The sequence below is a fragment of the Paenisporosarcina cavernae genome, from assembly GCF_003595195.1.
In the GTDB taxonomy this organism is placed as follows: Bacteria; Bacillota; Bacilli; order Bacillales_A; family Planococcaceae; genus Paenisporosarcina; species Paenisporosarcina cavernae.
Map to the genome: position 1 here is coordinate 1,506,040 of NZ_CP032418.1, position 26,094 is coordinate 1,532,133.

Annotated in this window: 25 protein-coding genes and 1 riboswitch; of the genes, 1 reads left to right on the top strand and 24 read right to left on the bottom strand. The window is 38.3% G+C overall.

Annotated features, from left to right (window positions below; genetic code table 11):
* Nucleotides 1–83: 83 nt before the first annotated feature.
* The 12 genes from clpX to D3873_RS07730 all read right to left on the bottom strand — a co-directional run bounded on the left by clpX (nucleotide 84) and on the right by D3873_RS07730 (nucleotide 11,192).
* Nucleotides 84–1,352, bottom strand: a complete 1,269-nt coding sequence (gene clpX, locus D3873_RS07675) for an ATP-dependent protease ATP-binding subunit ClpX (protein WP_119883516.1) — start codon at nucleotides 1,350–1,352, stop codon at nucleotides 84–86.
* A gap of 143 nt (nucleotides 1,353–1,495) precedes the next feature.
* Nucleotides 1,496–2,779, bottom strand: coding sequence for a trigger factor (gene tig / locus D3873_RS07680; RefSeq protein WP_119883517.1), 1,284 nt, complete (start codon nucleotides 2,777–2,779; stop codon nucleotides 1,496–1,498).
* A gap of 102 nt (nucleotides 2,780–2,881) precedes the next feature.
* On the bottom strand, nucleotides 2,882–3,832 hold the full coding sequence (locus D3873_RS07685) for a tetratricopeptide repeat protein (protein WP_162920167.1): 951 nt from the start codon (nucleotides 3,830–3,832) through the stop codon (nucleotides 2,882–2,884).
* A 662-nt stretch (nucleotides 3,833–4,494) separates the two neighbouring features.
* Entirely contained in the window at nucleotides 4,495–5,094 is a 600-nt protein-coding gene (locus D3873_RS07690; protein WP_119883519.1) for an XTP/dITP diphosphatase, read from the bottom strand.
* Nucleotides 5,091–5,849 (bottom strand): ribonuclease PH, encoded by a 759-nt coding sequence (rph, locus tag D3873_RS07695; RefSeq protein WP_119884503.1) that lies wholly within the window; start codon nucleotides 5,847–5,849, stop codon nucleotides 5,091–5,093. The genes D3873_RS07690 and rph overlap by 4 nt, the downstream gene beginning before the upstream one ends.
* Before the next feature lie 27 nt (nucleotides 5,850–5,876).
* Nucleotides 5,877–6,686 (bottom strand): glutamate racemase, encoded by an 810-nt coding sequence (gene racE / locus D3873_RS07700; RefSeq protein ID WP_119883520.1) that lies wholly within the window; start codon nucleotides 6,684–6,686, stop codon nucleotides 5,877–5,879.
* Complete coding sequence (locus tag D3873_RS07705) at nucleotides 6,676–7,137, bottom strand: MarR family winged helix-turn-helix transcriptional regulator (RefSeq protein ID WP_119883521.1); 462 nt, start codon at nucleotides 7,135–7,137, stop codon at nucleotides 6,676–6,678. Before D3873_RS07705 ends, racE begins: the two co-directional genes overlap by 11 nt.
* Before the next feature lie 40 nt (nucleotides 7,138–7,177).
* Entirely contained in the window at nucleotides 7,178–7,402 is a 225-nt protein-coding gene (locus D3873_RS07710) for a helix-turn-helix domain-containing protein (protein WP_119883522.1), read from the bottom strand.
* 64 nt (nucleotides 7,403–7,466) lie between these two features.
* Entirely contained in the window at nucleotides 7,467–7,916 is a 450-nt protein-coding gene (locus D3873_RS07715; protein WP_205536252.1) for an acyl-CoA thioesterase, read from the bottom strand.
* 78 nt (nucleotides 7,917–7,994) lie between these two features.
* A complete protein-coding gene (gene sdhB / locus D3873_RS07720) occupies nucleotides 7,995–8,774 on the bottom strand; it encodes a succinate dehydrogenase iron-sulfur subunit (RefSeq protein WP_119883524.1) in 780 nt (259 codons plus the stop codon).
* A gap of 1 nt (nucleotide 8,775) precedes the next feature.
* Entirely contained in the window at nucleotides 8,776–10,533 is a 1,758-nt protein-coding gene (gene sdhA / locus D3873_RS07725; protein ID WP_119883525.1) for a succinate dehydrogenase flavoprotein subunit, read from the bottom strand.
* 47 nt (nucleotides 10,534–10,580) lie between these two features.
* The gene (locus tag D3873_RS07730) at nucleotides 10,581–11,192 is read right to left on the bottom strand and encodes a succinate dehydrogenase cytochrome b558 subunit (protein WP_119883526.1); all 612 of its coding nucleotides are present in this window, start codon (nucleotides 11,190–11,192) and stop codon (nucleotides 10,581–10,583) included.
* A gap of 183 nt (nucleotides 11,193–11,375) precedes the next feature.
* Here D3873_RS07730 and D3873_RS07735 point away from each other — a divergent pair, with 183 nt between their 5' ends.
* On the top strand, nucleotides 11,376–11,786 hold the full coding sequence (locus tag D3873_RS07735; protein ID WP_338014644.1) for a YslB family protein: 411 nt from the start codon (nucleotides 11,376–11,378) through the stop codon (nucleotides 11,784–11,786).
* Between the two features lie 158 nt (nucleotides 11,787–11,944).
* Here D3873_RS07735 and D3873_RS07740 read toward each other — a convergent pair whose 3' ends face one another.
* The 12 genes from D3873_RS07740 to polX form a co-directional block, all read right to left on the bottom strand.
* Entirely contained in the window at nucleotides 11,945–12,310 is a 366-nt protein-coding gene (locus D3873_RS07740; RefSeq protein WP_119883528.1) for a DnaJ family domain-containing protein, read from the bottom strand.
* A 45-nt stretch (nucleotides 12,311–12,355) separates the two neighbouring features.
* Nucleotides 12,356–13,591: an aspartate kinase gene (locus D3873_RS07745; RefSeq protein ID WP_119883529.1), complete on the bottom strand. Its 1,236-nt coding sequence runs from the start codon at nucleotides 13,589–13,591 to the stop codon at nucleotides 12,356–12,358.
* A gap of 93 nt (nucleotides 13,592–13,684) precedes the next feature.
* A riboswitch (Lysine riboswitch) is annotated at nucleotides 13,685–13,862 on the bottom strand.
* Nucleotides 13,863–13,903: 41 nt separating this feature from the next.
* Nucleotides 13,904–15,694, bottom strand: a complete 1,791-nt coding sequence (gene uvrC, locus D3873_RS07750; protein WP_119883530.1) for an excinuclease ABC subunit UvrC — start codon at nucleotides 15,692–15,694, stop codon at nucleotides 13,904–13,906.
* A 241-nt stretch (nucleotides 15,695–15,935) separates the two neighbouring features.
* Nucleotides 15,936–16,250 carry a thioredoxin gene (gene trxA / locus D3873_RS07755; RefSeq protein WP_119883531.1) on the bottom strand — a complete coding sequence of 105 codons (315 nt, stop codon included), beginning with the start codon at nucleotides 16,248–16,250 and terminating at the stop codon, nucleotides 15,936–15,938.
* Nucleotides 16,251–16,327: 77 nt separating this feature from the next.
* The gene (locus D3873_RS07760; RefSeq protein ID WP_119883532.1) at nucleotides 16,328–17,305 is read right to left on the bottom strand and encodes an electron transfer flavoprotein subunit alpha/FixB family protein; all 978 of its coding nucleotides are present in this window, start codon (nucleotides 17,303–17,305) and stop codon (nucleotides 16,328–16,330) included.
* A 33-nt stretch (nucleotides 17,306–17,338) separates the two neighbouring features.
* A complete protein-coding gene (locus tag D3873_RS07765; RefSeq protein WP_119883533.1) occupies nucleotides 17,339–18,112 on the bottom strand; it encodes an electron transfer flavoprotein subunit beta/FixA family protein in 774 nt (257 codons plus the stop codon).
* A 23-nt stretch (nucleotides 18,113–18,135) separates the two neighbouring features.
* Nucleotides 18,136–18,909: an enoyl-CoA hydratase gene (locus tag D3873_RS07770; RefSeq protein WP_119883534.1), complete on the bottom strand. Its 774-nt coding sequence runs from the start codon at nucleotides 18,907–18,909 to the stop codon at nucleotides 18,136–18,138.
* 14 nt (nucleotides 18,910–18,923) lie between these two features.
* On the bottom strand, nucleotides 18,924–19,508 hold the full coding sequence (locus D3873_RS07775) for a fatty acid metabolism transcriptional regulator FadR (protein ID WP_119883535.1): 585 nt from the start codon (nucleotides 19,506–19,508) through the stop codon (nucleotides 18,924–18,926).
* 91 nt (nucleotides 19,509–19,599) lie between these two features.
* A complete protein-coding gene (locus tag D3873_RS07780) occupies nucleotides 19,600–21,300 on the bottom strand; it encodes an AMP-binding protein (RefSeq protein ID WP_119883536.1) in 1,701 nt (566 codons plus the stop codon).
* A 262-nt stretch (nucleotides 21,301–21,562) separates the two neighbouring features.
* A complete protein-coding gene (locus tag D3873_RS07785; protein WP_119883537.1) occupies nucleotides 21,563–21,973 on the bottom strand; it encodes a DUF350 domain-containing protein in 411 nt (136 codons plus the stop codon).
* 21 nt (nucleotides 21,974–21,994) lie between these two features.
* Nucleotides 21,995–24,355, bottom strand: a complete 2,361-nt coding sequence (locus D3873_RS07790; protein WP_119883538.1) for an endonuclease MutS2 — start codon at nucleotides 24,353–24,355, stop codon at nucleotides 21,995–21,997.
* Nucleotides 24,356–24,368: 13 nt separating this feature from the next.
* On the bottom strand, nucleotides 24,369–26,075 hold the full coding sequence (polX, locus tag D3873_RS07795; protein ID WP_119883539.1) for a DNA polymerase/3'-5' exonuclease PolX: 1,707 nt from the start codon (nucleotides 26,073–26,075) through the stop codon (nucleotides 24,369–24,371).
* Nucleotides 26,076–26,094: the final 19 nt, after the last annotated feature.

Consider the following 26,094-nt stretch of genomic DNA (forward strand, 5'->3'; position numbering starts at 1 on the left):
ACTCTCAAACATATGGAAGAAAAAGCCGACTAGCGACATTATGCGTTAAAAACGTAAGTCGAAGTCAGCTTTCCTATCACATACTATGCAGACGTTTTTTCGTCGTTTACTTCTAATACAGTGCCATCCTCCAAGATCAATTTCGGTTGAGCTTGATTCGTAATCGCTTCTTTTGTAATAACACACTCTTTAATATCATCTCTTGAAGGTAATTCATACATAACATCAAGCATGATATTTTCGATAATAGATCGTAATCCACGAGCTCCAGTTTTTCGTTCAATGGCAAGTTTTGCAATTTCAACCAATGCATCATCTTCAAATGTTAATTGTACATTATCGATTTCAAGCATTTTTTGATACTGTTTTACTAATGCATTTTTTGGCTCAGTTAGAATTTGAACTAAAGCAGCTTCGTTCAACTGTTCTAAGTTTGCTAAAACAGGTAAACGACCAATAAATTCTGGTATTAATCCGAATTTCAACAAATCTTCTGGGATTAAAGCAGACAATAATGATGCCGCCTCTAATTCATCTTTATTTGGATCTGCGCCAAAACCGATTACTTTTTGACCAAGACGACGTTTAATAATTTGTTCAATTCCATCAAAAGCTCCACCTACGATAAACAGAATGTTCGTAGTATCAATTTGAATGAATTCTTGATGTGGATGCTTGCGACCACCTTGTGGTGGAACACTTGCAACTGTTCCTTCTAAAATTTTCAGAAGGGCTTGTTGAACACCTTCACCCGATACATCACGCGTAATTGATGGATTTTCGGATTTACGTGCGACTTTATCGATTTCATCGATATAAATAATTCCTTTTTCTGCTTTCTCCACATCGTAATCAGCTGATTGGATTAATTTAAGAAGAATGTTTTCTACGTCTTCTCCTACATAACCTGCTTCAGTTAAGGAAGTAGCATCCGCAATTGCAAAAGGAACATTTAAAATTCGTGCTAATGTTTGAGCAAGTAACGTTTTACCACTACCAGTTGGTCCAATGATCACAATATTGGATTTTGATAGCTCCACATCCTCGATTTTGCTAGATGTATTCACACGTTTGTAATGATTATAGACAGCTACAGATAAAGATTTTTTCGCTTTTTCCTGTCCAATCACATACTCATCTAGAATCGCCATTATTTCTTTTGGCTTCGGAACTTCTTTAAACTCAGTTTCTTCTTCTGTACCTAACTCTTCTTCGACAATCTCCGTACATAACTCGATACATTCATCACAAATATATACACCTGGTCCTGCAACCAGCTTTCGAACTTGTTCTTGGGATTTACCACAGAAGGAGCACTTTAAATTACCTTTTTCATCGTTAAATTTAAACATTCGATTCACCCCTATTCAAGCCACAATCTTACAAGATTAATTCCTCATTATCAAGGAATTCGATTGAGCAATATGTATTCTATGTAGGATGGAAAACAAGGCACGGATTTACACCCGCGCCTTGTTCCATTTATTTCATTATCTTACTTAATTTTTGCGTTATCAACTAAGAAGTCGATTGTTTTTTGCATTTTTAAATCATTTTCTAAAGCAAATGTGCCACCTAATGCTGTGCGAATTTGCTCTGTTGTCATGTTGAATTGTTGACTCATTTTTTCCATTTCCGCATTTACTTCTTCTTCTGAAGCTGTAAATCCTTCTGCTTCAGCAATTGCTTCTAATGTTAAGGAAACACGAACGCGTTTCTCCGCATCTTCTTTCATTTGAGCACGAAGCGCATCTTCGTCTTGACCAGAGAACTGGAAGTAAAGGTCTAAATTCATTCCTTGCGATTGAAGACGTTGAGCGAAATCGTTCATCATACGATCTACTTCTGAATCGATCATTGCTTGTGGAATTTCCATTTCGGCATTGTCTGCAGCTTTTTCTACTAACTCATCTTTTAACGCATTGTCAGCAGCAGTTTCTTTTTCTTTTGCTGTACGTTCTTTCAATTGAGCACGTAAAGCATCCATTCCTTCAACAGTTCCATCAATCATTTTCGCAAATTCATCATTTAGTTCAGGAAGTTCTTTTCCTTTTACTTCTTTAACTGTCACTTTAAACGTTGCTTCTTTACCCGCTAATTCTTCTGCGTGGTATTCTTCTGGGAACGTTACAGTGATGTCTTTAGATTCGCCAGCTTTCACACCAACTAATTGCTCTTCAAATCCTGGAATAAATGAACCAGAACCGATTTCTAAATCGTGGTCTGTTCCTTTTCCGCCTTCAAATGCTTCTTCACCAAGGAATCCTTCAAAATCGATTGTAGCAGTATCGCCTTCTTCGATTGCTCCATCCTCTTTAACGACCATTTCAGCGTGACGTTGTTGTTGATCTTGTAATTGAGCATCAATTTCTTCGTCTGTAACAGAAGCGTCTTCTTTAGATACTTCTAAACCTTTATAGTCGCCTAACTTCACTTCAGGTTTAACTGTAACTTTCGCTGTGAAAATTAAGTTTTCCCCTTTTTCCATTTTCTCAATATCGATTTCAGGACGATCAACAGGGTCAATTCCTGCTTCGTCAACTGCATTCGCATAAGCGTCAGGTAAGATGAAATCTAATGCATCTTGGTATAAAGATTCTACACCGAAACGTTGTTCAAACATTTTACGTGGCATTTTCCCTTTACGGAAACCAGGTACGTTAATTTCTTTTACTACTTTTTGGAACGCTTTGTCTAAGCCTTCATTTACTTTTTCTGCAGGAACTTCCACCGTTAATACTCCAGTGTTTCCTTCTTGTCTTTCCCATTTTGCTGTCATCTATAAAACCTCCAACTGTTAATTTCGCCTGTATGAATCATATATTTACGATGATTTTACAACTAGTCTAGTATAGCATAGTTCACATTTCTTTCAACTTTTTCACTGTATTCTACTTTCAAAAAAACGCTCCAAATCTAAGATAGGTGTGTGCTTTTCGAAATTCTCTACGCCGCTACTAATAAATAACGATTCAATGTAGTTTGTATAACGTGAAGCAATTGTAGCAGGTTCTTCTTCAGAGATAGGGTTTGGATAACAAAGAAGGAAGTGCCGAATGACTATTTCCTCTGCCATTTCCAAAAAATCAGGATGCTGAGCTAATTGTCGGTGCAACGCTTCTAGTACTTGTCGATTTGTTTCTAAATGAATCGGTAAGTCTAATTCTGCCGGAGTCACGGTTATTTTTTTTCCGAATTTGATTATATCTACATCGTTTGAGACCTTCAATTCAACAAGTGCCATTAGCGCGAATGACTTGGACAACTCTGGTAAGTCCGAATGACCTGCAACTTCCATTAATATTGGGACGCTAGCTTCTTCCGATTCCTTCGTGAGATCCGAGATGAATTGTTGTTGCTGTAGCTCTGTCCACGAAGTAAACTTTTCAATTTCAAATGGAATCACTTGCTTTTTCTCCATTAGACGCTTGCTTAAGTCGAGCAATTGTAGAAAGGTTGGTCTTTTCGAGAAAGGCAAAATGTTTTCTTCTAGCAATGGTTCAATAATTGTTACCACATCTTTGAAATTGCGCAGCTCCATTAAGATAGAGACATATAACTCAATGGATTCTACATAATTCGACGACCCAACTTGCAAGATATTTTCGACGACCTCTTTCGCTTCTAATAATTCCTTCATTTCGAATAAACACACAGCATATATGAATAAATCCGCTTCTTCTAAGTTCATCAAAGCACTCGCTTGTTCAAAGCACTCGATCGCTTCTTCAAACCGTCCACTTTCTGCAAATTGTTTTGCATTTACTAAATATTTTTCAGCGGTGCCTGGAAATAGCACAAGATTATTTATACTTTTATTTTCTTTTTTCATCGTTCCACCGCCTTTATCACATATATACTCATTCAAAGAGTATCTGCAAATGTCACTCATTTCAAGTATCAACAAACTCTTTCGAGTATCAGTCGTTTCGATTTCACGGGCAATAAAAAAAGCGCTGTTACTCCCATAAACGGAAATAACGAGCACTTTTTCTTCATCTACCATCAACCTGCAGATGAACTTACATCCCGGGAGGGATTCGAACCCCCGACCGACGGCTTAGCTTACCACCATGGCTTTCGCCACCAACTTGTGTTGTTTGTAGTCTGGACTATATCTTCACCATTTCAGGTGCGACACGTGTAGTCTCTACGGAACCTCACGATAATCATTAGCATGCAATATATTAAGCTTTTGATTATTCTTTGGTGCTTTTACCCTCAAAATTTTAATAAGCCATATTGACCTGTTAAAATCTTAATCCTTTAAAGCATCTAAATCCCCAGATGAGATCGTAAGTTTCCTCGGTATTACCATCAGCTTACACTGTTAAGGCTTCACCGATATAGTGTCGTCCACTTTATAGGTTTCTGTTTCCCTATAAAGGCTCCTATTGTCTTGAAGGCCGTTGCTCTATCCTGCTGAGCTACCGAGACATGTACATTCACTTCATTCGAAAATGAAAGACAATACTTATTATAGAAATCGCCTGTTTAAAAGTCAACGTTATTTTCCCATTCTTTTCGGAGATTAGCTATCGCGTGTCCTCGATGGGAAATTTTCGCCTTTTCTTCAGCAGAGAGTTCTGCCATATGTTTGTTTAATGAATCCACGAAAAAAATAGGATCGTATCCAAAACCGTTTGATCCTTTTTTCTCCATAGCAATATGGCCTTCACAAAAGCCTGCATAGGTTTTTGTTGGCATATTTGGTTCCGCTACAGCAATAACACAACGGAAACGGGCAGTTCTTTCAGGGGATGGAACATCTTTTAAAGCATCCAACAGTTTTTCCATATTTGCTTCATCAGACTTCTCTTCACCAGCATATCTAGCAGAGTAAACTCCAGGCTCACCATTTAAAGCATCTACTTCTAAACCACTATCATCCGCGATAACAAATGTTTGTAAATGATTTGCAAGTGCCTCCGCTTTTAAAATGGCATTTTCTTCAAACGTCGTTCCTGTTTCTTCAATGTCCATTTCTTCCGCAACATCGTGTAGGGTTTTTACCGTATATCCCATTGGAGAAAAGATAGCTTCAAAGTCTTTTGCTTTTCCTTTGTTTTTTGTTGCAATAATTATTTCTTTCATGCTTCTACACCTACTTCTTTATCAATTAACGTTGCAATCTCACCTAAAGCTTCTCGTTGGTGATCGATTAAACGATTAATTCCTTTTTCAGCGCGATCCAGCAAAGCGTTTAGTTCTTTTCGAGAAAATGTTGCTTCTTCACCTGTACCTTGTATTTCTACAAATTCTCCTGAAGACGTCATGACAACATTCATGTCGACTGCCGCTGAAAAGTCTTCTTCATAATTAAGATCCAATAATACGCCTTGATCTTTAACAACTCCAACACTTGTTGCCGCTAAATAGTGTGTAATTGGAAAAGATGTAAACGCGTCCTTTTCGTGCAACGAATGGATAGCAAGTGCTAGTGCGACAAATGCTCCTGTGATAGAAGCCGTTCTCGTTCCACCATCTGCTTGAATGACATCACAATCAATCCAAATTGTTTTCTCACCAAGTGCTTCTAAATCCACAACACTTCGTAAAGCTCTTCCAATCAGACGTTGTATTTCCATTGTGCGTCCAGTAATTTTCCCTTTACTCGCTTCGCGTTGATTTCTCGACACGGTTGCTCTTGGAAGCATGCTGTATTCTGCTGTTATCCATCCTTTGCCTTGTCCACGTAGAAAAGGTGGAACACGGTCTTCAATTGTCGCATTACAAATTACTTTTGTTTTTCCTACAGTAATTAATACCGATCCTTCTGGATGCATAATAAAATTTGTTTCCATGCTCACATTTCGCAATTCATCAAACTTTCTTTCATCGATTCGCACGAACAAAATCGCCCCTTCCTTTGCTTACTATAAGTGAATTTGTTTTACTTGAGCTGGTACATTTGGTAACCAAGCTTGAACGATTTCTGTAAACATTCCCACTGATCCAGTTGTTAAGAACTCATAGTGGGCAACATTCGTCATTTCATTTGCCAAATGATAATACGCTAGTAATTCTTTGACATTTTGAGCGGTTTCTTCTGCTGAGGAAACTACTTGAATGTTACTGCCGAGTTCTTTCTCAATCAAAGGTTGCAATAACGGATAATGAGTGCATCCTAAGATGACTGTATCAAACGCTTGTCCTATTAATGGTTTAAGGGACTCATGCACAATCTTTTCCGCAAACTCCCCTTCGTATTCATTACTTTCTACTACTGGGACAAATAAAGGACATGCAAAAGGAACGATTTCAGCTGATGTTGAAAGGGCTTTTATGGCAATTTCATATGCACCGCTTCTCACCGTTCCAATTGTACCCAATACTGCGATCGATTGTTTTTTTGTTGCTTTCATGGCAGCTCTAGCTCCTGGAAAAATAACACCAACAACAGGGAAATCACAATATTTTTGCAACGATTCCAATGCAACAGCTGTTGCAGTATTACATGCAACGACCAAAAGCTTGATTCCTTGTTTCGCTAGATACTCTGCCATTTGCCAAGTGAATTGTCGTACTTCCTTTCCAGAACGTGGTCCATACGGACATCGTGCTGAATCACCCAAATAGATAATATCTTCGTTTGGGAGAATACGCATTAATTCTTTTACAACTGTCAGTCCACCAACTCCAGAGTCGATGACACCAATAGCAGATTTTTGTATACTATTTTCCATCTTCTTTCATTTCCACGTGCAGTTTCTGTAATAGTTTAGACAACGCATCCATCTCTGTTTGTTCAAAAGAAGATAATATATCTTTTAAATATGCTTGTCGCTTCGCAATTACTTCTTCAATCACACGTTCGCCTTCTTGTAATAGATGAATTCGTACAACGCGTCGATCATTTTCATCACGAACCCGTTTGACTAATTCGTTTTTTTCCATACGATCGACTAAATCAGTCGTAGTTGAAAATGCTAAATACATTTTATTCGATAAATCGCCAATCGTCATATCACCATGTTCAAATAACCATTGTAGTGCGATAAATTGAGGTGGAGTAATCGTATAATTACTCAAGATTTCTCTACCCTTTTGTTTGATAATGCCGGAAATATACCGTAATTCTTTTTCAACGAATGCTACTCTTGTTTCATCTAGTAGTGTTCTATCTTCTACTGCCATTGAATAGTTCAACTCCTATTTCGGTCTATAATTTCATCGGTTAATCTAACGACAATTCGCCAAGCCTTAATAATTCAATAATTGCTTGTGATCTTCCAGAAACACCTAGCTTTTGTATCGTATTCGAAATATGATTTCGAACTGTTTTTTCGCTAATAGATAGTTTTTCGGATATTTGTTTAGTCGAATGATCTGATACAAGCAAATGAAAGATTTCCCGTTCCCTAACAGTTAATAATGATCGATGTTGGTAATCACTTGCCACCTATGCCCCTCCTAATAACTCTTCTGTCTAGAGTATGTTAGAAAAAGGGAGAAGGTGAAGACAATTAGCCCATGGAAGTAAAGAGGTTTTTTTCTTCTTCCTTCCAAGGAACACCTTTTCCAGTTTTACGACTAATTTGAACAATTGTTCCTCGTCCCGTAAAACAAATATCATCTTGGGCATTTTTAGCAACATAATGAATATCGATCGATGAATTTCCAACCGACTGAACTTTTACATAAATTTTCAACTCTTCATCAAAAAACACCTGTCGAACGTAATCACATTGTAAGTCGGCTACTACAGGTATTGTTTCTCCTTTAGGGTTTAACCAATCGCTCATCAAGCCAATATGTTTAAAATACTCAATTCGAGCATACTCGAAATAAGCAAAGTTTGTTGTGTTATTTAAATGTCCATACATATCCGTTTCACTGAAACGAACCTTTACAGGGGCATAAAATGAAAATTCTTTTACCCATTCATTTAGATCTTTAATATAATTCGCTTTCATAATTTCCCTCCATTTCCCCTAAGTGTACCAAAAAAAAAGAACCTTTCACAGTACAGTGAAAGGCTCTTAAAAACTATTTTAGTCAACCATATGATCGCTTCCGAAGAAGTTTTTAAACATTTGAACAGAAGTATCACGGTTTAATGCAGCAATTGACGTTGTCAAAGGAATACCTTTTGGACAGGCAACGACACAGTTTTGCGAGTTCCCGCAATTTGCTAGTCCTCCATCACCCATAATGGCATTTAAACGCTCATCTTTGTTCATCGCACCTGTTGGGTGCGAATTGAATAAACGAACTTGTGATAGTGGCGCAGGACCGATGAAATCTGAACCGCTGTTTACATTAGGACAAGCCTCTAAACAAACACCACAAGTCATACATTTTGAAAGTTCGTATGCCCATTGACGTTTACGTTCTGGCATACGTGGTCCTTCACCTAAATCATACGTTCCATCGATTGGTACCCATGCTTTTACTCTTTTCAAAGAGTCAAACATGCGCGTACGATCTACTTGTAGATCACGTACAACCGGGAAAGTTTTCATAGGTTCTAATTTAATTGGTTGCTCTAATTGATCAACTAATGCCGTACAAGATTGTCTTGGACGTCCATTAATCACCATCGAACAAGCTCCACAAACTTCTTCTAAACAGTTCATGTCCCATGTTACAGGAGTTGTTTTCTTCCCGTCATAATTGACTGGATTTCGACGAATCTCCATTAAAGCAGAAATAACGTTCATATTAGGACGATAATCAAGTTCGAATTTCTCCCAATATGGCGCTGAATCTGTTGTATCTTGTCGTAAGATTTCAAACAGTACCGTTTTTGTAGCTGTTGCTTGTTCTGCCATTTTAGTGATCCCCTTTCGAAGAATAGTCACGTTTACGTGGTGGAATCAAAGAAACATCTACATCTTCATAATGGAAAATAGGAGCTCCTGTAGAAGGGTCGAATTTTGCCATTGTTGTTTTCATGAAGTTCTCATCATCACGTTCTGGGAAGTCAGGTTTGTAGTGAGCTCCACGACTCTCATCACGATTTAACGCACCAAGTGTAATAACACGAGCTAGATAAAGCATGTTCTTTAATTGACGAGTAAATGTCGCACCTTGGTTTGACCATAACTGAGTATCGTTAATATTGATATTCTCATAGCGCTCCATCAATTCAAGAATTTTATCATCTGTAGCTTTTAAACGATCATTGTAACGAACAACGGTTACGTTATCTGTCATCCATTCTCCTAATTCTTTATGGAGAATGTAAGCATTTTCTGTTCCATCTAATTTTAGCGTGTCATCCCATTTTTTCTGCTCTTCAGCAATTTGTGCATCAAATACAGATGCATCCATATCTTCCGCATGAGAATTTAAACGTTGCATATATTTCACAGCATTAGGTCCAGCTACCATACCACCGTAAATAGCGGATAATAATGAGTTAGCACCTAAACGGTTGGCGCCATGTTGAGAGTAATCACACTCACCAGCTGCAAACAATCCTGGAATGTTCGTCATTTGATCATAATCTACCCATAATCCGCCCATTGAGTAATGAACTGCAGGGAAAATTTTCATCGGAACTTTACGTGGGTCATCGCCCGTAAATTTCTCATATATCTCAATGATTCCACCAAGCTTAATATCAAGCTCTTTCGGATCTTTATGCGATAAATCTAAGTACACCATGTTTTCGCCGTTAATGCCTAATTTTTGATTTACACAAACATCAAAAATTTCACGAGTTGCGATGTCACGAGGTACTAAGTTTCCGTATGCAGGATACTTTTCTTCTAAGAAATACCAAGGTTTGCCGTCTTTATATGTCCAAATACGACCGCCTTCACCCCGAGCTGATTCCGACATTAGACGTAGCTTGTCGTCTCCTGGGATTGCAGTTGGATGAATTTGAATGAATTCTCCATTAGCATAATATGCGCCTTGTTGATACACAATGGAAGCCGCTGAACCAGTATTAATAACAGAGTTCGTTGATTTACCAAAGATAATTCCAGGTCCACCAGTTGCCATAATAACAGCATCCGAACGGAATGCGCGAATTTCCATTGTTGTTAAGCTTTGTGCTTTAATACCACGACACACACCATTTTCATCTTTTAAAATACCTAGGAATTCCCATCCTTCGTATTTTGTTACTAAACCATTCACTTCATGACGACGAACTTGCTCGTCAAGTGCATACAATAATTGTTGCCCAGTTGTCGCACCAGCAAATGCAGTACGGTGATGTAACGTCCCACCGAAACGCCGGAAATCTAAAAGACCTTCTGGAGTACGGTTAAACATAACCCCCATGCGATCTAACAAACGGATAATACCAGGAGCAGCATCTGCCATCGCTTTGACTGGCGGTTGGTTCGCTAAGAAATCTCCTCCGTAAACTGTATCGTCAAAATGTATATCAGGAGAATCGCCTTCTCCTTTCGTATTAACAGCACCATTAATTCCACCTTGTGCGCAAACGGAGTGTGAGCGTTTTACTGGAACTAATGAAAATAATTCAACTGGCGTGCCTTCTTCAGCAGCTTTAATCGTTGCCATAAGACCTGCGAGGCCACCACCGACAATGATCAATTTACTTTTTGCCATGTTTTCTCACTCCTCTAATTAATGTAGTAATTGGTTCACTTCGAGCATTAAACAAATGCTAATAACGCCTGAACACCTACTACAGAAAGAGCCAAGAAAATGACCATAGTTACATATGTAGCGATGCGTTGTGACGCAGGAGATTGAGTGAAGCCCCAACTCACTAAAAATGACCAAATACCATTTGCTAAATGGAATGTAGCAGAAATTACTCCAACAATGTAGAAAGCTAACATAAATGGATTCGCTAAAATATCTTCCATCATGTTGAAATTTACTTCATCTGCACCAATAGCCACTTGGAAACGTGTTTCGAAAATATGCCATGCGATGAATACTACTAAGAAAATACCTGTAAAACGTTGAAGAACGAACATCCAGTTACGGAATGTCCCGTATCGTTGTACATTGTTCTTCGCAGTAAACGCGATATAAATCCCGTAAAATGCATGAAACATTAGTGGAATGTAAATGACAAACCACTCAAGAAATAAAAGGAAAGGCAAACTTTCCATAAAGTGTGTTGCAGCGTTGAATGATTCAGCACCTCTAGTAGCAAAGTGGTTGATGACTAAATGTTGTGTTAGAAATAGTCCAACCGGAATGATACCAAGTAATGAATGCAGACGTCGCCATAAAAACTCGCTGTCTTTGAACAAATTAGTTACCCCCTCGGCACGTAAATAAGCAGTAGAAAAACACTTTCGAATATAACGAAAGCATGATTGACTGCGTATTTCATCATGGTACAATATTATGACATATTTATTGTACTCCCATCATTTTTGGTCGTCAAGGTAAGGTAGGCGCGGAAGTACTTGGAAAGTAAGGTGGAAATGACAATGACAGAGCAACGTACGAATGAATTTGGGTATGAATTACTGCGGGATCATGTTCTGCCTACAGTACTGGGAAAGCATGAAGCAGACATTCTATATTGGGTCGGAAAAGATATTGCACGAAAATTTCCAATGTTTTCGATGGAAGAAACAACAGATTTTTTTAAAGAAGCAGCTTGGGGGGACCTACAATTACTCAAGCAGACAAAGGAAGAAGCAACGTACGAATTAAAAGGGCTCGATCATGCACTTAAAATTTCGGAACGTAATTTCCGTCTCGAAGCTGGATTTCTAGCTCAGACACATGAAAAATTATCAGGTTATTTAACAGAATGTATCGAAGAAAAACAAAGTGCCGATAAATCTGTACGCTTTTTCTTAAAGTGGGATCGACACAGTATTGTCGAGAAATAGACACATGTGGATCAAGTGTAAAGCGGGAGTTGCCCAATCATCCATTGGACTACCTCCGCTTTTTGTTATATAAGATGGTAATAAAATTTACTAGTATAAATGCATATTCTTATCCTGAAACAAACAGGAAGGCAAGTCTTTCAAAGACTATTTAGCTATTAGTAAAATTTTTTTTCGATTTTTTCTTGGTAGTTTTTAAACATACTACTATTCGTTTGCACGCCTTTTTTGGACATCAACTGGTTCATTTTCGCCATGCGTTCGTTATAGACTCGTTCTAAATCCGTCTTCTCTTGGCTGTTTGCTTTGGAAATGGACACCTTTAAATCAGCAAGCTCTTGTTGTATAAAAAGCGCTTCATCGTCATAACCTGCGTTCTTCATGATCCGCATAACCATTCGTAGATTTTCAGGTAAATGAGCAAATTCATCGGGTGGTAATGGTTTACCTTCACCATGAAGGTTATCAAAGGCACCTTCTTCTTGTGCTTTTTTTATCTGTAGCTCAATTAATTGCCAATTCATTTCCCTTCATCTCCTGTCAAATAATCGATATACAGTAAGTATACATTAATTTACATTTTCAAGTACTTCATGGAGATGAAATTCCTCGTGTAATACTTCCGCTGCTTGTACCATTTGTTCTTGTGGAACAACTACGGAAACCTTGATTTCGGAAGTGCTGACCATTTTTATCGGTATACCTTCCACTCGTAATCGATCAAACATTTGGGCCGCAACACCTGGGTTTGAAACCATTCCCGAACCAACAATCGACACTTTCGAAAGTCCCGCCTCAAAATCCAAGCTCGTATACCCAAGTGCATCTTTTTCTTGCTGCAATACTGCCATCGCATCTGCAAAATCTTCATTTTTAATGGAAAATGAAACACTCGGCGCAATCCCTTCTTGAATACTTTGAACAATAATATCGACATTTACATGATGCTTCGCCAGTGTTGTAAATATTTTTGCAAGAGAGCCATTAAAAGGTTTCACATACGAAATCGTCATTCGGACAATTTCTTTTTCAAATGCAACACCACGCACGACTTGATTTTTTTCCATTTCCGTCTCCTCCAATACTAAAGTACCTTCATCCGATGCCATGCTAGAACGAACCCTTAGCGGTAATTGATAATTTTTTGCAAATTCGACGGAACGAGGGTGCAAAACTCCAGCACCTAAATTAGCCAACTCTAACATTTCGTCATAACTAATTTCTTCCAGTTTTCGGGCAGACGTTACGTATCGGGGATCACAGCTATATACGCCGTCTACATCCGTATAAATATCACATCTTTCTGCATGTATCGCAGCAGCTAGAGCAACCGCTGTCGTATCTGATCCCCCTCGACCAAGTGTAGTAATCTCTCCATCTATATCTACTCCTTGAAAACCTGCAACAATCGCAATTGTTCCATTTTCAATAGTTTGAAGAATTTTACACACATTCATTTCTTCGATTCGTGCATTTCGATGCACCGATTCTGTTATGATTCCTGCCTGGGAACCAGTAAAAGATTTAGCTTCTACTTCTAATTCATGAAGAGCCATCGTTAAAAGAGCGATCGTGACTTGTTCACCAGTTGCCAACAACATATCCATTTCACGCTTAGAAGGTGTAGAAGTGATGCTTTGCGCTAAATGAACAAGTTGATCCGTTGTTTTCCCCATAGCAGAAACCACCACAATTACTTCGTAACCGGACAATTTTTGACTCATTATTCTTTTTGCAACGTGTTGTATTCTTTCCGGTGTTGCAACAGAAGTTCCTCCAAATTTCATGACGATTTTTTTTGACATGACGATTTCTCCTTTGAGATCTAAAAGACTAAAAAAAGACAGCACATTACGTAAAACGTAAAGGCTGTCGTTTGCACAAACGAAAAAATCGTTGTGTGAGATAGCCCTCCAGAATCTTATGATTCTGACAGTCCAGTATTTTTTCAATACAGGACCAGCACAAACAATTGCAAGTTGTTTATACTTCGGCGAATTTCCCTTTCCCATTTCCTCTTCGGAGTAGCTGCTCCTCTTAAACGGTACTGATGATTTTCGCACCTCTATCATCACTTTTGAAGTGATAGTATTCAGTGACTCTAAATTATCATATCCTTATTCGTTTGACAATGCTTCTTGAGCAAAATAGGCATGTACATTTTCTGCTATCTGTTGTGGAAGGCCCGAAGAAATTAGCTCCTCCACGGATGCTTCTTTCATGCGTTTGATTGATCCAAAATGTTTGAGCAGCATCGTTTTCCGTTTAGGACCTATTCCTTCTAAACCGTCTAAAGCAGAGGTAATCGATGATTTACCTCGTTGCTGACGATGAAACGTAATGGCAAACCGATGCACTTCATCTTGTATTCGCTGAAGTAAATAAAAACCCTCACTTGTTCTAGGTAAGGAAATAATTTCAGGTGGCGATCCATACAGAAGAGACGCTGTATTATGTTTTTGATCTTTTGCTAGTCCCGCAATTGGTACAGATAATCCAAGTTCATCTTCTAGTATTTCACGAGCAGCTTCTAACTGTCCTTTCCCTCCATCAATCACAATTAAATCTGGCAAAGGTAGCTCGTCTTTTAACACTCTGGAGTACCGTCTCCTAATAACTTCTCGCATTGCACCATAATCATCATGCTTTGCCGCAGTTTTGGTTTTATATTTACGATAATCTTTCTTGTACGGACGACCGTCCAAAAAAGTTACCATTGCCGAGACAGCGTCCGCCCCATAAATATGAGAATTATCAAATGCTTCAATCCGTAAAGGAGGGTGAATATTCATTGCATTACCAAGCTCTTCTACGGCACCGATCGTACGCTCTTCTTGGCGATTAATCAGTTGGAATTTTTCTTTCAATGCAATTTCCGCATTTTGAGTCGCAAGTCGAATTAGATCACGTTTCTTCCCTCTAGATGGAGATTCTACTTTCGTTTGTAAAAATTCTTTCAGCAATACTAAATCAATGGTATCAGGAACGATGATTTCTTTCGGCTTCAAATGATTCGCTCGTTCATAAAATTGACCGACAAAAGTTAAAAATTCTTCCTCTGCATCTTGATAAACTGGGAATAATGAAACATCTCGTTCGATCAATTTCCCTTGTCGTATAAAGAATACTTGAACACACATCCACCCTTTATCCACCGCATAGCCAAAAATATCTCGATCCGTAAAATCGTTTGTCGTCATTTTTTGTTTTTCCATCACGGTTTCAATATGTTGAATTTGGTCCCGATATTCTTTTGCTCGTTCAAATTCTAAATTTTCTGCAGCAGCAGACATTTTTTCTACTAATTCCTTTTTGACTGTTTGATATCCACCGTTTAAAAACCGAGCCATTTCGTCAATCATTTCTTTGTACGTATCTTGTTCAACAGATTTTACACAGGGTGCTAAGCACTGTCCTAAATGATAATACAAGCAAACTCGATCGGGCAAAGTTGGACATTTTCGCAAAGGATATAAACGATCTAATAACTTTTTAGTAGCATTTGCTGCATACGCATTCGGGTAGGGACCAAAATACTTCCCTTTATCTTTTTTTACTTGTCTTGTCGTGATTAATCGTGGATGTTTTTCTGCTGTAATCTTAATATATGGATACGTTTTGTCATCTTTTAACATAATATTGTACTTCGGATCATGCTTCTTGATTAAATTCAATTCTAATATCAATGCTTCAATATCAGATGACGTCACGATATATTCAAAGTCAACAATCTCATTTACTAAACGTTGTGTTTTCCCATCATGACTACCAGTAAAATAAGAGCGTACACGATTTTTTAATATTTTTGCTTTCCCAACATAAATAATCGTACCTTGTCTATCTCTCATTAAATAGACACCGGGACGATCTGGAAGTATTGCACATTTCTGTTGTATTAAATCATTCATTTAATCACCTATTTATTACATGAAGTATGTAAATAATTTATCTAATCTATTTCAATATATTGTGATAGCTTAATACTTAAAAATAATAATCATCGGCTATTTTAATTTGATAAAGCTTACTTACCTTATTCTACCCTAAGTGATGAGTGCCAGTTAAACTATCTTCAATGATGCCTATCTGTCAAATCATTTTAACAAGAAGTTTGAAAAAAACCGGATGCAGTTGCATCCGGTTTTCTTCTTATGCGTGTTTGTTTACTAATTGAACTAGTGCTTCTTTAGGTTGGAAACCAACGACTTTGTCAACAGGTTGCCCATCTTTGAACAATACTAATGTAGGAATAGACATAATCCCAAAAGAACTTGCAGTTTCTTGGTTCTCGTCTACATCAAGTTTCACGATTTTCAATGAATCGTTCATTTCTCCATCAATTTCTTCCAGCACTGGCGCGATCATTTTACAAGGTCCACACCATGGTGCCCAAAAGTCTACTAATACTAATCCATCTGCGATTTCAGATGAAAATGTTTGATCTGATCCATGTACTATTGCCATGAAAAATTCCTCCTTTGCAAACGCAAAATCTATTCGTAGTATATCATTACCCAGAAACTTGGGCGACTAATCTGCTCTTACGCGTTTGCTTTTAGTTTTTTGAATTCTTCTGTCAGCATTGGAATGACTTCAAATAAGTCCCCTACGATCCCATAATCGGCAACTTTGAAAATGTTTGCTTCAGGATCTTTGTTGATAGCGACAATAATTTTTGAATTGGACATACCAGCCAAATGTTGAATCGCACCTGAAATACCTGCTGCGATGTATAAATCAGGTGTTACTACTTTACCTGTTTGACCAATTTGAAGTGAATAATCACAGTAGTCTGCGTCACAAGCACCACGAGAAGCACCAACTGCTCCACCTAATACATTCGCTAGTTCTTTTAGTGGTTCAAATCCTTCTTCTGATTTTACACCACGACCACCAGCAACAATTACTTTCGCTTCTGATAAATCAACGCCTTCTGTTGATTTACGAACGACTTCTTTAATTACAGTACGTAGATTTGTGATTTCGGCAGAAACAGATTGTACATCGCCAGTTTTTCCTTCTTCTTTTGCAAGAGGTTCGATATTGTTAGGACGAATTGTAAAGAAATTGATGCCGTCTTTAATTTTCACTTTTTCAAACGCTTTACCAGAGAAAATAGGACGAACGAAAACCGCGCTGTCTCCTTCACCGTCAATAGATGTTACATCGGATACAAGTCCAGATTGTAATTTACTTGCGATTTTTGGAGACAAATCTTTCCCAAGTGCTGTATGACCAAACACAACTGCATCTGGCTTCTCTTGTTCGTAAACTGCCATAAATGCTTGGCTATATCCATCGGATGTGTATGTTTTTAAATGAGGATGTTCCACAGTTACGACACGATCAGCACCATAGCTAATCATTTCATTTCCTAAAGATTGAACTGCGTCCCCAACTAATAATCCTACTACTTCGCCACCGCCGGATACTTTTTTTCCTGCAGCGATTGCTTCAAACGATACGTTACGTAGAGCACCTTCACGTACTTCACCTAATACTAATACTTTTTTAGTCATGTTATTTTCCCTCCTACTATTTCGTCGGCTTTCTTACACTACTTTTGCTTCAGAACGAAGCAATTGAACTAATTCTTGAACTTGTGAAGATAATTCTCCTTCTAACACTCGTCCAGCCTCTTTTTTAGGAGGTAGATAAATTTCAATCGTTTCTGTTTTCGCTTCTACATCATCTTCATCGATATCTAAGTCATCTAACTCAAGTTCTTCTAATGGTTTCTTCTTTGCTTTCATAATCCCAGGAAGTGAAGGATAGCGTGGCTCGTTTAATCCTTGTTGAGCTGTAACTAGTAATGGCAATGAAGTTTCAATTACTTCTGAATCTCCTTCTACATCACGTACAATGGAGACAGTTGAGCCATCAATTTCAAGCTTTGTAATTGTCGTTACATAATTAATACCTAGTAAATCAGCTACACGTGGGCCTACTTGACCTGATCCTCCATCAATAGCAACGTTACCCGCTAAGATTAAATCAGCTTCTTTGTCTTTTAAATATTCCGACAAGATATATGCAGACGTAAATTGGTCCATCTCTTCGACATCATCTTCTGTATTGATAAGAACGGCTTTATCAGCACCCATAGCTAGAGCAGTGCGAAGTTGCTTTTCTGCTTCTTCTCCACCCATGGTAATGACTGTTACTTCACCACCATGCGCATCGCGAACTTGAATAGCTTCTTCAATCGCATACTCATCATATGGATTGATGATGAATTCAGCACCATCTTCTTGAATTTGCCCACCAGAAACAACGATTTTTTCTTCTGTGTCAAATGTACGTTTTACTAATACATAAATATTCATGTAATAACCCTCCAATTAAAATATTATCGACCAACAAATGTCGGCTTTCTCTTTTCAATAAACGCTTGGATTCCTTCTTTTGCATCTTCCGACACAAATACAGTACCAAACGACTTTGCTTCAGCTTGTACTCCTTCGTCAAATTGAGAAGCTTTAGCAAATTGAAGCATTTCAATTGCCGCTTTAATCGCAACTGGGCTTTTTGAAGCAATTTTCGTTGCAATGGCAAGTACTTCATTTAGCAAGTCTTCATCTGCAAAGAAAGCGTTTGCAAGACCAAGCTGAACTGCTTCTTTCCCAGTGATAGGATCGCTTGTAAATAACATTTCTGCAGCTTTTGGATAGCCAACATATCTTGGCAAGCGTTGTGTTCCTGCAAACCCTGGAATTAAACCAAGTTGCAACTCTGGTAGTCCTAGTTTCGCATTTTCCGTCACATAACGAAGATGACAGCTCATTGCTAACTCCAGTCCTCCCCCTAATGCTGCACCATGAATGGCAGCAATCACAGGTTTAGAGAAACGTTCTACACGTTCAAAAATTTCTTGACCGCTAGAAGCTAATTGGGAAAATTCTTCACCAGTAGAGATAGACGTAAATTCTTTAATATCCGCACCAGCGGAAAAGAATTTGCCTTCGCCATGTAGCACAATTACTCGAACCTCTGGATCATTTTCAACTTGATCAAGTAGTTCGTTCACTTCTAAGATTAGTGCTCTAGAAAGTGCATTTGCAGGAGGTCGGTTAATCGTCACCTTCGCAATATAATCTTGTATATCCCAACTTAAATATTCCAAACGTGTACACTCCTTTATTTAGCTTGAATGCCGTGTAATAAAAGCTGTTGGACTTTTGGCGCAAGTGATAATAAATCATATTTTTGTTCATTCATCACCCACGTAGTTATCGTCTCATCAATTGTACCAAACACCATGTGTCTCGCAAGTCTGATGTCTAAATCTTTATTAAATTCCCCATTTTGAAAACCTTCTACTAGGATTGAATCAAGTAAAAGTAAGTATTCTCGAAGAACATCATTAATTTTTAGACGCAAGTCTTTGGAGGACTGCCGTAATTCAAGTTGAGTGACGATAGCTAAATGAGGATCAGTCGCTAACACTCGAAAATGGTTATCAATCATTCTCAATATTTTTTCCGAAGAGGAAATCTCATCATCTAGAATTTTCTGTAGATTTTCGACGAATAATCCCATTTTTTCTTGGAACACGGATATTAAAATATCTTCTTTATTTTTGAAATACAAATAGATGGTACCGTCAGCGACACCAGCTTGTTTTGCAATTTTCGATACTTGCGCTTGATGATATCCATTTTCTGCAATAACAATGACCGCTGCGTCGACTATTTGTTTGTATTTTGGTTTCTCTCGTTTCATTCGCATCCGCTCCAAAAAAAATATGAAAATATGAATGACCATTCATTCATATTTTCATATTAGTATACATCTATTTTTCCTGTCAAGAAACTTAAGACGACTTCGCCTCAGATTCTTTTAGTTTTTCCTTTTCTTCATCTACTAAAGTGCGTCGAAGAATTTTTCCAACTGCTGTCTTTGGCAATTCTTTACGGAATTCATAAATGCGTGGAACTTTGTAGGCAGCTAGTTGCTCTCTACAATACGTATTTAACGCATCCTCTGTAACCGTTTCTCCTTCTTTTAACACGATATACGCTTTTACCGTCTCTCCACGATAAGGATCAGGAATTCCTGCCACAACACACTCTTGAATGGCCGGGTGCTCATATAAAACTTCTTCTATTTCGCGTGGATAGATATTAAATCCGCCAGCAATAATCATATCTTTCTTACGATCTACGACATAAAAGTACCCTTTTTCGTCCATATATCCGAGGTCACCAGTTAATAACCATCCATCACGCATTGTATTATCTGTTTCTTCTTTTCGGTTCCAGTAGCCCTTCATAATTTGAGGACCTTTTACGGCAATTTCACCAATTTCACCAGGAGCTAGCGGTTCCGTCGAATCCATTTGGAAAATTGCTGCATCTGTATCTGGCCATGGCACACCGATTGATCCTTTAATCCGTTCGCCATCCCACACAAAGTTTGCGTGTGTTACAGGAGATGACTCTGTTAATCCATAACCTTCTACTAGTTTCCCGCCTGTCACTTTTTCGAAATTTTCTTGCACTTCCACCGGAAGCGGTGCAGATCCACTCAAACAGGCTGAAATAGAAGACATATCATATTTCGCAATATCTGGGTGATTTAATAAGGCAATATAAATCGTTGGTGCACCTGGGAATAAAGTAGGCTTTTGTTTAGCGATCGTTTTTAATGCCGTGTCTACATCGAATTTTGGAAGAAGTACCATTCGATTACTTTGCATGACAGATAATATTAAGACCGTTGTCATTCCATATACGTGAAAGAATGGCAGAATTCCTAATATCGTTTCTTCCCCTTCGTTACACTTATACAGCCACGCATCGCACATAGAAGCATTCGAGATTAAATTTCGATGCGTTAACATAACTCCTTTTGGGAAGCCAGTGGTACCCCCAGTGTATTGTAAAATCGCAATATCTTCTTCAAAATCATACGTCACTTCAATAGGATCAATGATAGTTCCTTTTAAAATTTCGAGGAACAAATGATTGGAACCTCGATGTTCAACATGTACAGAGAATCCATATTGTTTCTTTTGTATAAATGGATACACTAAATTTTTGGGGAACGGTAGAAAATCTTTTATACCGGTAATAATGACATTTTCTAAATTGGTTTCTTTCATTATTTTGGTAATACGGGGATATAAAATGTCTAAAGAAATGATGGCTTTTGCTCCAGAATCTTTCATTTGATAGGAAAGCTCACGTTCTGTATACAATGGATTCGTTTGTACAACGATTCCACCAGCATATAAAATTCCGTAAAATGCCATGACATTTTGTGGACAGTTTGGCAACATGATTGCCACACGATCTCCTTTTGAAATGCCAAGTCCCTTTAAATAATGCGCGACTTTCATCGCAGACTCGTAAAGTTCTTTATACGTTACATCTTTTCCAAGAAAATGTATGGCGATTTTCTCTGGATGTTTGTGATAAGCGCGCGTTAAATATTCTTGCACAGGAATTTGTTCATAGGACAAATGTTGTGGAATTGCTTCCGGATATTGATTTAACCATGGCCTTTCTAACATAACGTCTCCCCCTTATAATAAGTTATTAGAATATTCCTATTTTTATTATAAAGAAGATTGAAGGCGCTTTCAATCGGTAAAGGAAGTTATTCGACATTTATCGAACGTTTCTTTTCTCCACGTCAAAAAGAGAGCATAAGAAGACTCTCTCACGCTCTCAACAATTGTCCTTTTAAAAAAACAAATAGCCGATTCCTACTAAAATGAAAAGTATACAGCAGATAAATAATATCTTTACGAGTGTTTCCAATTCTGTCACATCCTAAGAAATACTAGCACCTATTACAAATGAAAGTCCCACACTTAACATGAGAGATATTAAGCCAACCGAGCGATTGTCTCGCTCAATCTCCTCATCAATTCGAAACTTAGGTGTTAAAAATTCAAACAAGAAATACCCTACTAATAATAAAAAGAATCCAAACATTCCCCAACCTAGCATTTCAACTAAAGATTGGTGCGTTTCAATTGAATAGCGAAAAATATTGGCAACGCCAAATATTTTTCCACCTGTAGCCATAGCGACTGCGACATTTCCTTGCTGAATTTGCTCCCAATTTTTGTATTTCGTTACAAATTCAAAAATGGCCATCGATACAATTAAGCATAAAATAACGACACTAAAATAACCTGCTGTTTCAACCAGTGGATGATTCCAAAATGAAGGGCTCATCGACTTCCCCCTTATGAGACTTTATTTTAATTGTACCACTGTCACGCCATAACCACCTTCACCGGCTTCACCAAATCGGTAGCTCTTCACTCTCGAGTGTCGCTTGAGTAATTGCTGGATGCCAGTACGTAAAGCACCTGTTCCTTTTCCATGGATGATTGACACTTGATGGTAATTAGACAGAATGGCGTCATCTAAATATTTTTCCGTTCGTAAGATTGCGTCTTCAAATCGTTCTCCGCGGAGATCTAACTCTAATTTAACAACTTCTGTTCGCCCTCTTACGGTATTCGCTGAAACCACTTGTTTTTCTTTTTCAGGCTTTAGAAACTCTAAATCCGACTCTTCTCGTTTCATTTTGAGTATTCCAATTTGAACAACCCACTCGTTATTGGACACTTTTTCGAGTAATACTCCTTTTTGTCCGTAGCTTAAAACTCGTACTTCGTCTCCAATGGCAAGTTGTTTTTCTCGTTCCTTGGCTTCTTTTGCTTTCTTCAGCACTTTATTGACAGGAGTTGCCTCTTCTAAGCGCTTTTTTGCATCGATTAGTTCATGTTCTTTGACGGCATATCCTTTTTTCTGCATTTCCCGCAGTTCCCGAATGACTTTTTCAGCTTCCATCTTGGCGCTATCCACAATCGATTTTGCTTTTTCTTTTGCCTTTGCTTGTAGCTGCTCTTTCTGTTCGTCATATTCTTTCAGTTTTTCAGTCAGAGATCGTTGCAATTCTTCTGCATCGGCAAGCACCTTTGCTGATTCTTCCGCTCGCGATTCCGATAATTTACGACTTTCCTCTAACGATGCAATCATCGACTCTACTTCTGAACGGTCTGTTCCTGTAAACGATTTAGCATGCTGAATAACCGATTTCGGTAATCCTAACCGAGTCGAAATTTCATATGCATTACTCCGGCCTGGTACTCCGATTAATAAGCGATACGTTGGACTGAGTGTTTCGACATCAAATTCCACACTAGCATTTTGCACACCATTTCGGTTATATCCATACGCCTTTAATTCAGGGTAATGAGTAGTTGCCATCACTTTTGCTCCACGATTAGCTACTTCATCTAAGATGGCAATGGCGAGTGAAGCACCTTCTTGTGGATCTGTTCCCGCACCTAATTCATCAAAAAGAACTAAACTGTTTGCATCTAATTTTTTTAAGATATCCACAATATTCACCATATGAGAGGAGAACGTACTTAGCGATTGTTCGATGGACTGTTCATCTCCGATATCTGCAAATACTTGCTCAAAGACAATTATTTCAGAACCATCTAAACAAGGTATAGGGATCCCAGCTTGTGCCATTAATGTACAAATTCCAACGGTTTTTAATGTAACTGTTTTTCCACCTGTATTTGGTCCTGTGATTACGATAGTAGAGATTTCAGGCTCAAATTCAATTGTATTCGTCACCGCTTCTTTTTTGGGCAATAACGGATGACGTGCGGAAACGAGCTTAATTCTCCCGGAATCACTGATAAATGGACGGGTACATTTTTCTGCCTGTCCGTACTTCGCTTTTGCAAAAATAATATCTAGCTCACTTAACAGTTTTACCATATGAAAAATTTCACTTGCTACTTCTTGTACTTGCAAGGACAAGGCTAATAATATTTTTTCTATTTCTTCCTGTTCTTTCATCCGTAAGCGTCGAACTTCATTATTTGCTTGAACGACACCATCTGGTTCAATGAAAAGTGTTTGTCCAGATGAAGATTGATCGTGAACAATTCCACCAAAATTCCCACGATATTCTTGTTTTACTGGAAGCACATAACGATCATTTCGAATCGTGACGATACTGTCGGATAACATTTTGGATGCATTTTGTCCTCGTAAATAGCTATCTAATTTTTCTTTCACACGAGATTCCTGTGTCCGAAGCTGCTGCCGAATCGAACGCAAGTTACTACTAGCACTATCCATGACATAGCCATTTTCGTCGATACATTGGTTAATCTCATGCTCCAAGCCTGTAAGGATGGGAAGTTGCTTAATTTTTTCGATAAGAAGTGGAACTGAAATTTCTTGATCTTCCTCAATCTCTTCAAAAAAACGGCGAATAATTTTACTCGCACGTATAGTACTTGCCACTTCCACTAGCTCCATACTACTTAACATCCCACCAATTTGTGCACGTTTTGCGTGAGGTCGAACGTCATGAATGCCCCCCATTGGAACATTATTTTTCACTCGCAAAACCGACAGTCCTTCATCTGTTTCGTCTAATAAAGTCATCACTAATTCCTTATTAGTAGATGGTTTTAAATTTGTAATATGTTCTTTACCAATACTTGATGTACAAAAGGTAGCTAATTGTGCAATTACCTTATCATATTCCAGTGTTTTCAATGCTTTTATTTCAATCATTCAAAACACCTCCTTATTTCCGTTGAATGTATGTTAAAAATCTTTTTAGATCCCATGTATTTACGACATTTTCTTTGTGTAACCATGCTTTTTGTGAATAACGAACACCGACATCCATAAAAGAAAGCTGTTCTACACTATGTGCGTCTGTGTTTATCGCAATCGGAACTCCACGTTCTTGTGCTTGAATTAAATACTCAGTTGCTAAATCTAATCGATATGGATTGGCATTTAGCTCCAGTATTTTCCCATATTTCGCAGCCCATTCAATTAGTTGTGGAACATCAGGGTTATACCCTTCACGTTCACCAATAATTCGCCCAGTTGGATGGGCAATCATATGCACATATGGGTTTTTCATTGCGGTTTCCAATCGTTTCATAATTTTGTCCTGACTTTGAGTGAAACTGGAATGAATGGACGCGATCACAAAATCTAATTCAGCGAGGACATCATCTGGGAAATCTAACGTTCCATCTGGCAAAATATCCATTTCTGTTCCGTGTAGCAAATGAATCTCAGGAAATTCTTTTCGTATCGCATGAATTTCTTCTGCTTGTGCTTTCAAACGTTCCACGGTCAGTCCATTCGCTACTTTTAAAAATTGAGAGTGATCGGTAATTACCATATGCGTATAGTTCAACTCAATAGCCGCTTGTACCATTTCTCGAATCGAATGCGCGCCGTCTGACCACGTCGAATGCATATGCAAATCAGAAACCATATCTTCCAATGTCAACAGGGAGTCCAATTCTGATTGTTTCTCAAACTCTTGACCGTTTTCTCGCACAGCTGGTGGGAAAAAAGGAAGATTAAAATGCGCATAAAATGACGCTTCTGAATCAAAGTAGGTGATACTTCCATCCGATTGTTCCACACCATATTCACTGATTTTCTTCCCTTGATCTTTTGCAATTTTACGAAGCACAATATGATGATCTTTTGAGCCTGTAAAATGGTGCAACGTGGATGTGTAAGATTCAGGTTTCACTAAACGAAAGTCTACATCTATCTCTTCATCATACCCCAACGTGACTGATACTTTTGTCGGACCAGCTGCAATTACTTCATTAACAGGTAGTTCTTCCAATAATTTCTTTTTTACGTCTTCTGGGTTTTCGGTTGCTACAACAAAATCTAAATCTTTACTCGTTTCTTTTGTTCTCCGGTAACTTCCAGCGACAGAATAGGACTCTATCTCAGAAATTGTGCCGAGTATATGTTCAATCATATGGACGATTTTTTCCATCACCCATATGGGCTGTCGCTCTCTTTTTTCGCCAAACGCCTCCAGTTCTTTGATCAATTTCTGTACTGTTTTTGCACCAAATCCATCGAGCTCCGCTACTTTGCCGTTTTGTAACGCATCTTGTAACGATTCAGCAGAATCGATTCCCAATTCCGCATGTAATTTGGCAATTTTTTTGCCACCTAAGCCTTGGACTTTTAATAATTTCACAAGACCTTCAGGAACTTCTTTTTGTAGTTCTTCTAGCTCCGATGAGGTACCTTTTTCTAACAGTTCAGTGATCACGCTACCGGTTCCTTTTCCAATCCCTTTAATACTAGTAATGTCATCTATTTCAGCAAGACTTCTTGAATCCAGTTCAAGAGCTTGAGCAGCTTTGCGGTAGGCTGATACTTTAAAACCGTTTTCACCTTTTAACTCCATTAAAATGGCGATCTTTTCTAACACTTGAATAATTTTTTTCTTGTTCATTGCTTAAAGCCCTCCCTCG

Excerpts from the sequence above, each read along its gene's own strand:
- D3873_RS07790 (WP_119883538.1), bottom strand. The coding sequence starts at position 24,355 with ATGATTGAAATAAAAGCATTGAAAACACTGGAATATGATAAGGTAATT.
- sdhA (WP_119883525.1), bottom strand. The coding sequence starts at position 10,533 with ATGGCAAAAAGTAAATTGATCATTGTCGGTGGTGGCCTCGCAGGTCTT.
- D3873_RS07745 (WP_119883529.1), bottom strand. The coding sequence starts at position 13,591 with ATGTCAAAAAAAATCGTCATGAAATTTGGAGGAACTTCTGTTGCAACA.
- D3873_RS07740 (WP_119883528.1), bottom strand. The coding sequence starts at position 12,310 with ATGAATTGGCAATTAATTGAGCTACAGATAAAAAAAGCACAAGAAGAA.
- D3873_RS07685 (WP_162920167.1), bottom strand. The coding sequence starts at position 3,832 with ATGAAAAAAGAAAATAAAAGTATAAATAATCTTGTGCTATTTCCAGGC.
- D3873_RS07780 (WP_119883536.1), bottom strand. The coding sequence starts at position 21,300 with ATGTTAGAAAGGCCATGGTTAAATCAATATCCGGAAGCAATTCCACAA.
- D3873_RS07705 (WP_119883521.1), bottom strand. The coding sequence starts at position 7,137 with ATGGCAGTAGAAGATAGAACACTACTAGATGAAACAAGAGTAGCATTC.
- D3873_RS07715 (WP_205536252.1), bottom strand. The coding sequence starts at position 7,916 with ATGAAAGCGAATTATATTAAAGATCTAAATGAATGGGTAAAAGAATTT.
- trxA (WP_119883531.1), bottom strand. The coding sequence starts at position 16,250 with ATGGCAATAGTACATGGATCAGATCAAACATTTTCATCTGAAATCGCA.
- tig (WP_119883517.1), bottom strand. The coding sequence starts at position 2,779 with ATGACAGCAAAATGGGAAAGACAAGAAGGAAACACTGGAGTATTAACG.
- D3873_RS07765 (WP_119883533.1), bottom strand. The coding sequence starts at position 18,112 with ATGAATATTTATGTATTAGTAAAACGTACATTTGACACAGAAGAAAAA.
- D3873_RS07785 (WP_119883537.1), bottom strand. The coding sequence starts at position 21,973 with ATGAGCCCTTCATTTTGGAATCATCCACTGGTTGAAACAGCAGGTTAT.
- racE (WP_119883520.1), bottom strand. The coding sequence starts at position 6,686 with ATGGAAAATAGTATACAAAAATCTGCTATTGGTGTCATCGACTCTGGA.
- D3873_RS07760 (WP_119883532.1), bottom strand. The coding sequence starts at position 17,305 with ATGACTAAAAAAGTATTAGTATTAGGTGAAGTACGTGAAGGTGCTCTA.
- polX (WP_119883539.1), bottom strand. The coding sequence starts at position 26,075 with ATGAACAAGAAAAAAATTATTCAAGTGTTAGAAAAGATCGCCATTTTA.
- uvrC (WP_119883530.1), bottom strand. The coding sequence starts at position 15,694 with ATGAATGATTTAATACAACAGAAATGTGCAATACTTCCAGATCGTCCC.
- sdhB (WP_119883524.1), bottom strand. The coding sequence starts at position 8,774 with ATGGCAGAACAAGCAACAGCTACAAAAACGGTACTGTTTGAAATCTTA.
- clpX (WP_119883516.1), bottom strand. The coding sequence starts at position 1,352 with ATGTTTAAATTTAACGATGAAAAAGGTAATTTAAAGTGCTCCTTCTGT.
- D3873_RS07690 (WP_119883519.1), bottom strand. The coding sequence starts at position 5,094 with ATGAAAGAAATAATTATTGCAACAAAAAACAAAGGAAAAGCAAAAGAC.
- D3873_RS07735 (WP_338014644.1), top strand. The coding sequence starts at position 11,376 with ATGACAGAGCAACGTACGAATGAATTTGGGTATGAATTACTGCGGGAT.
- D3873_RS07775 (WP_119883535.1), bottom strand. The coding sequence starts at position 19,508 with ATGAAACGAGAGAAACCAAAATACAAACAAATAGTCGACGCAGCGGTC.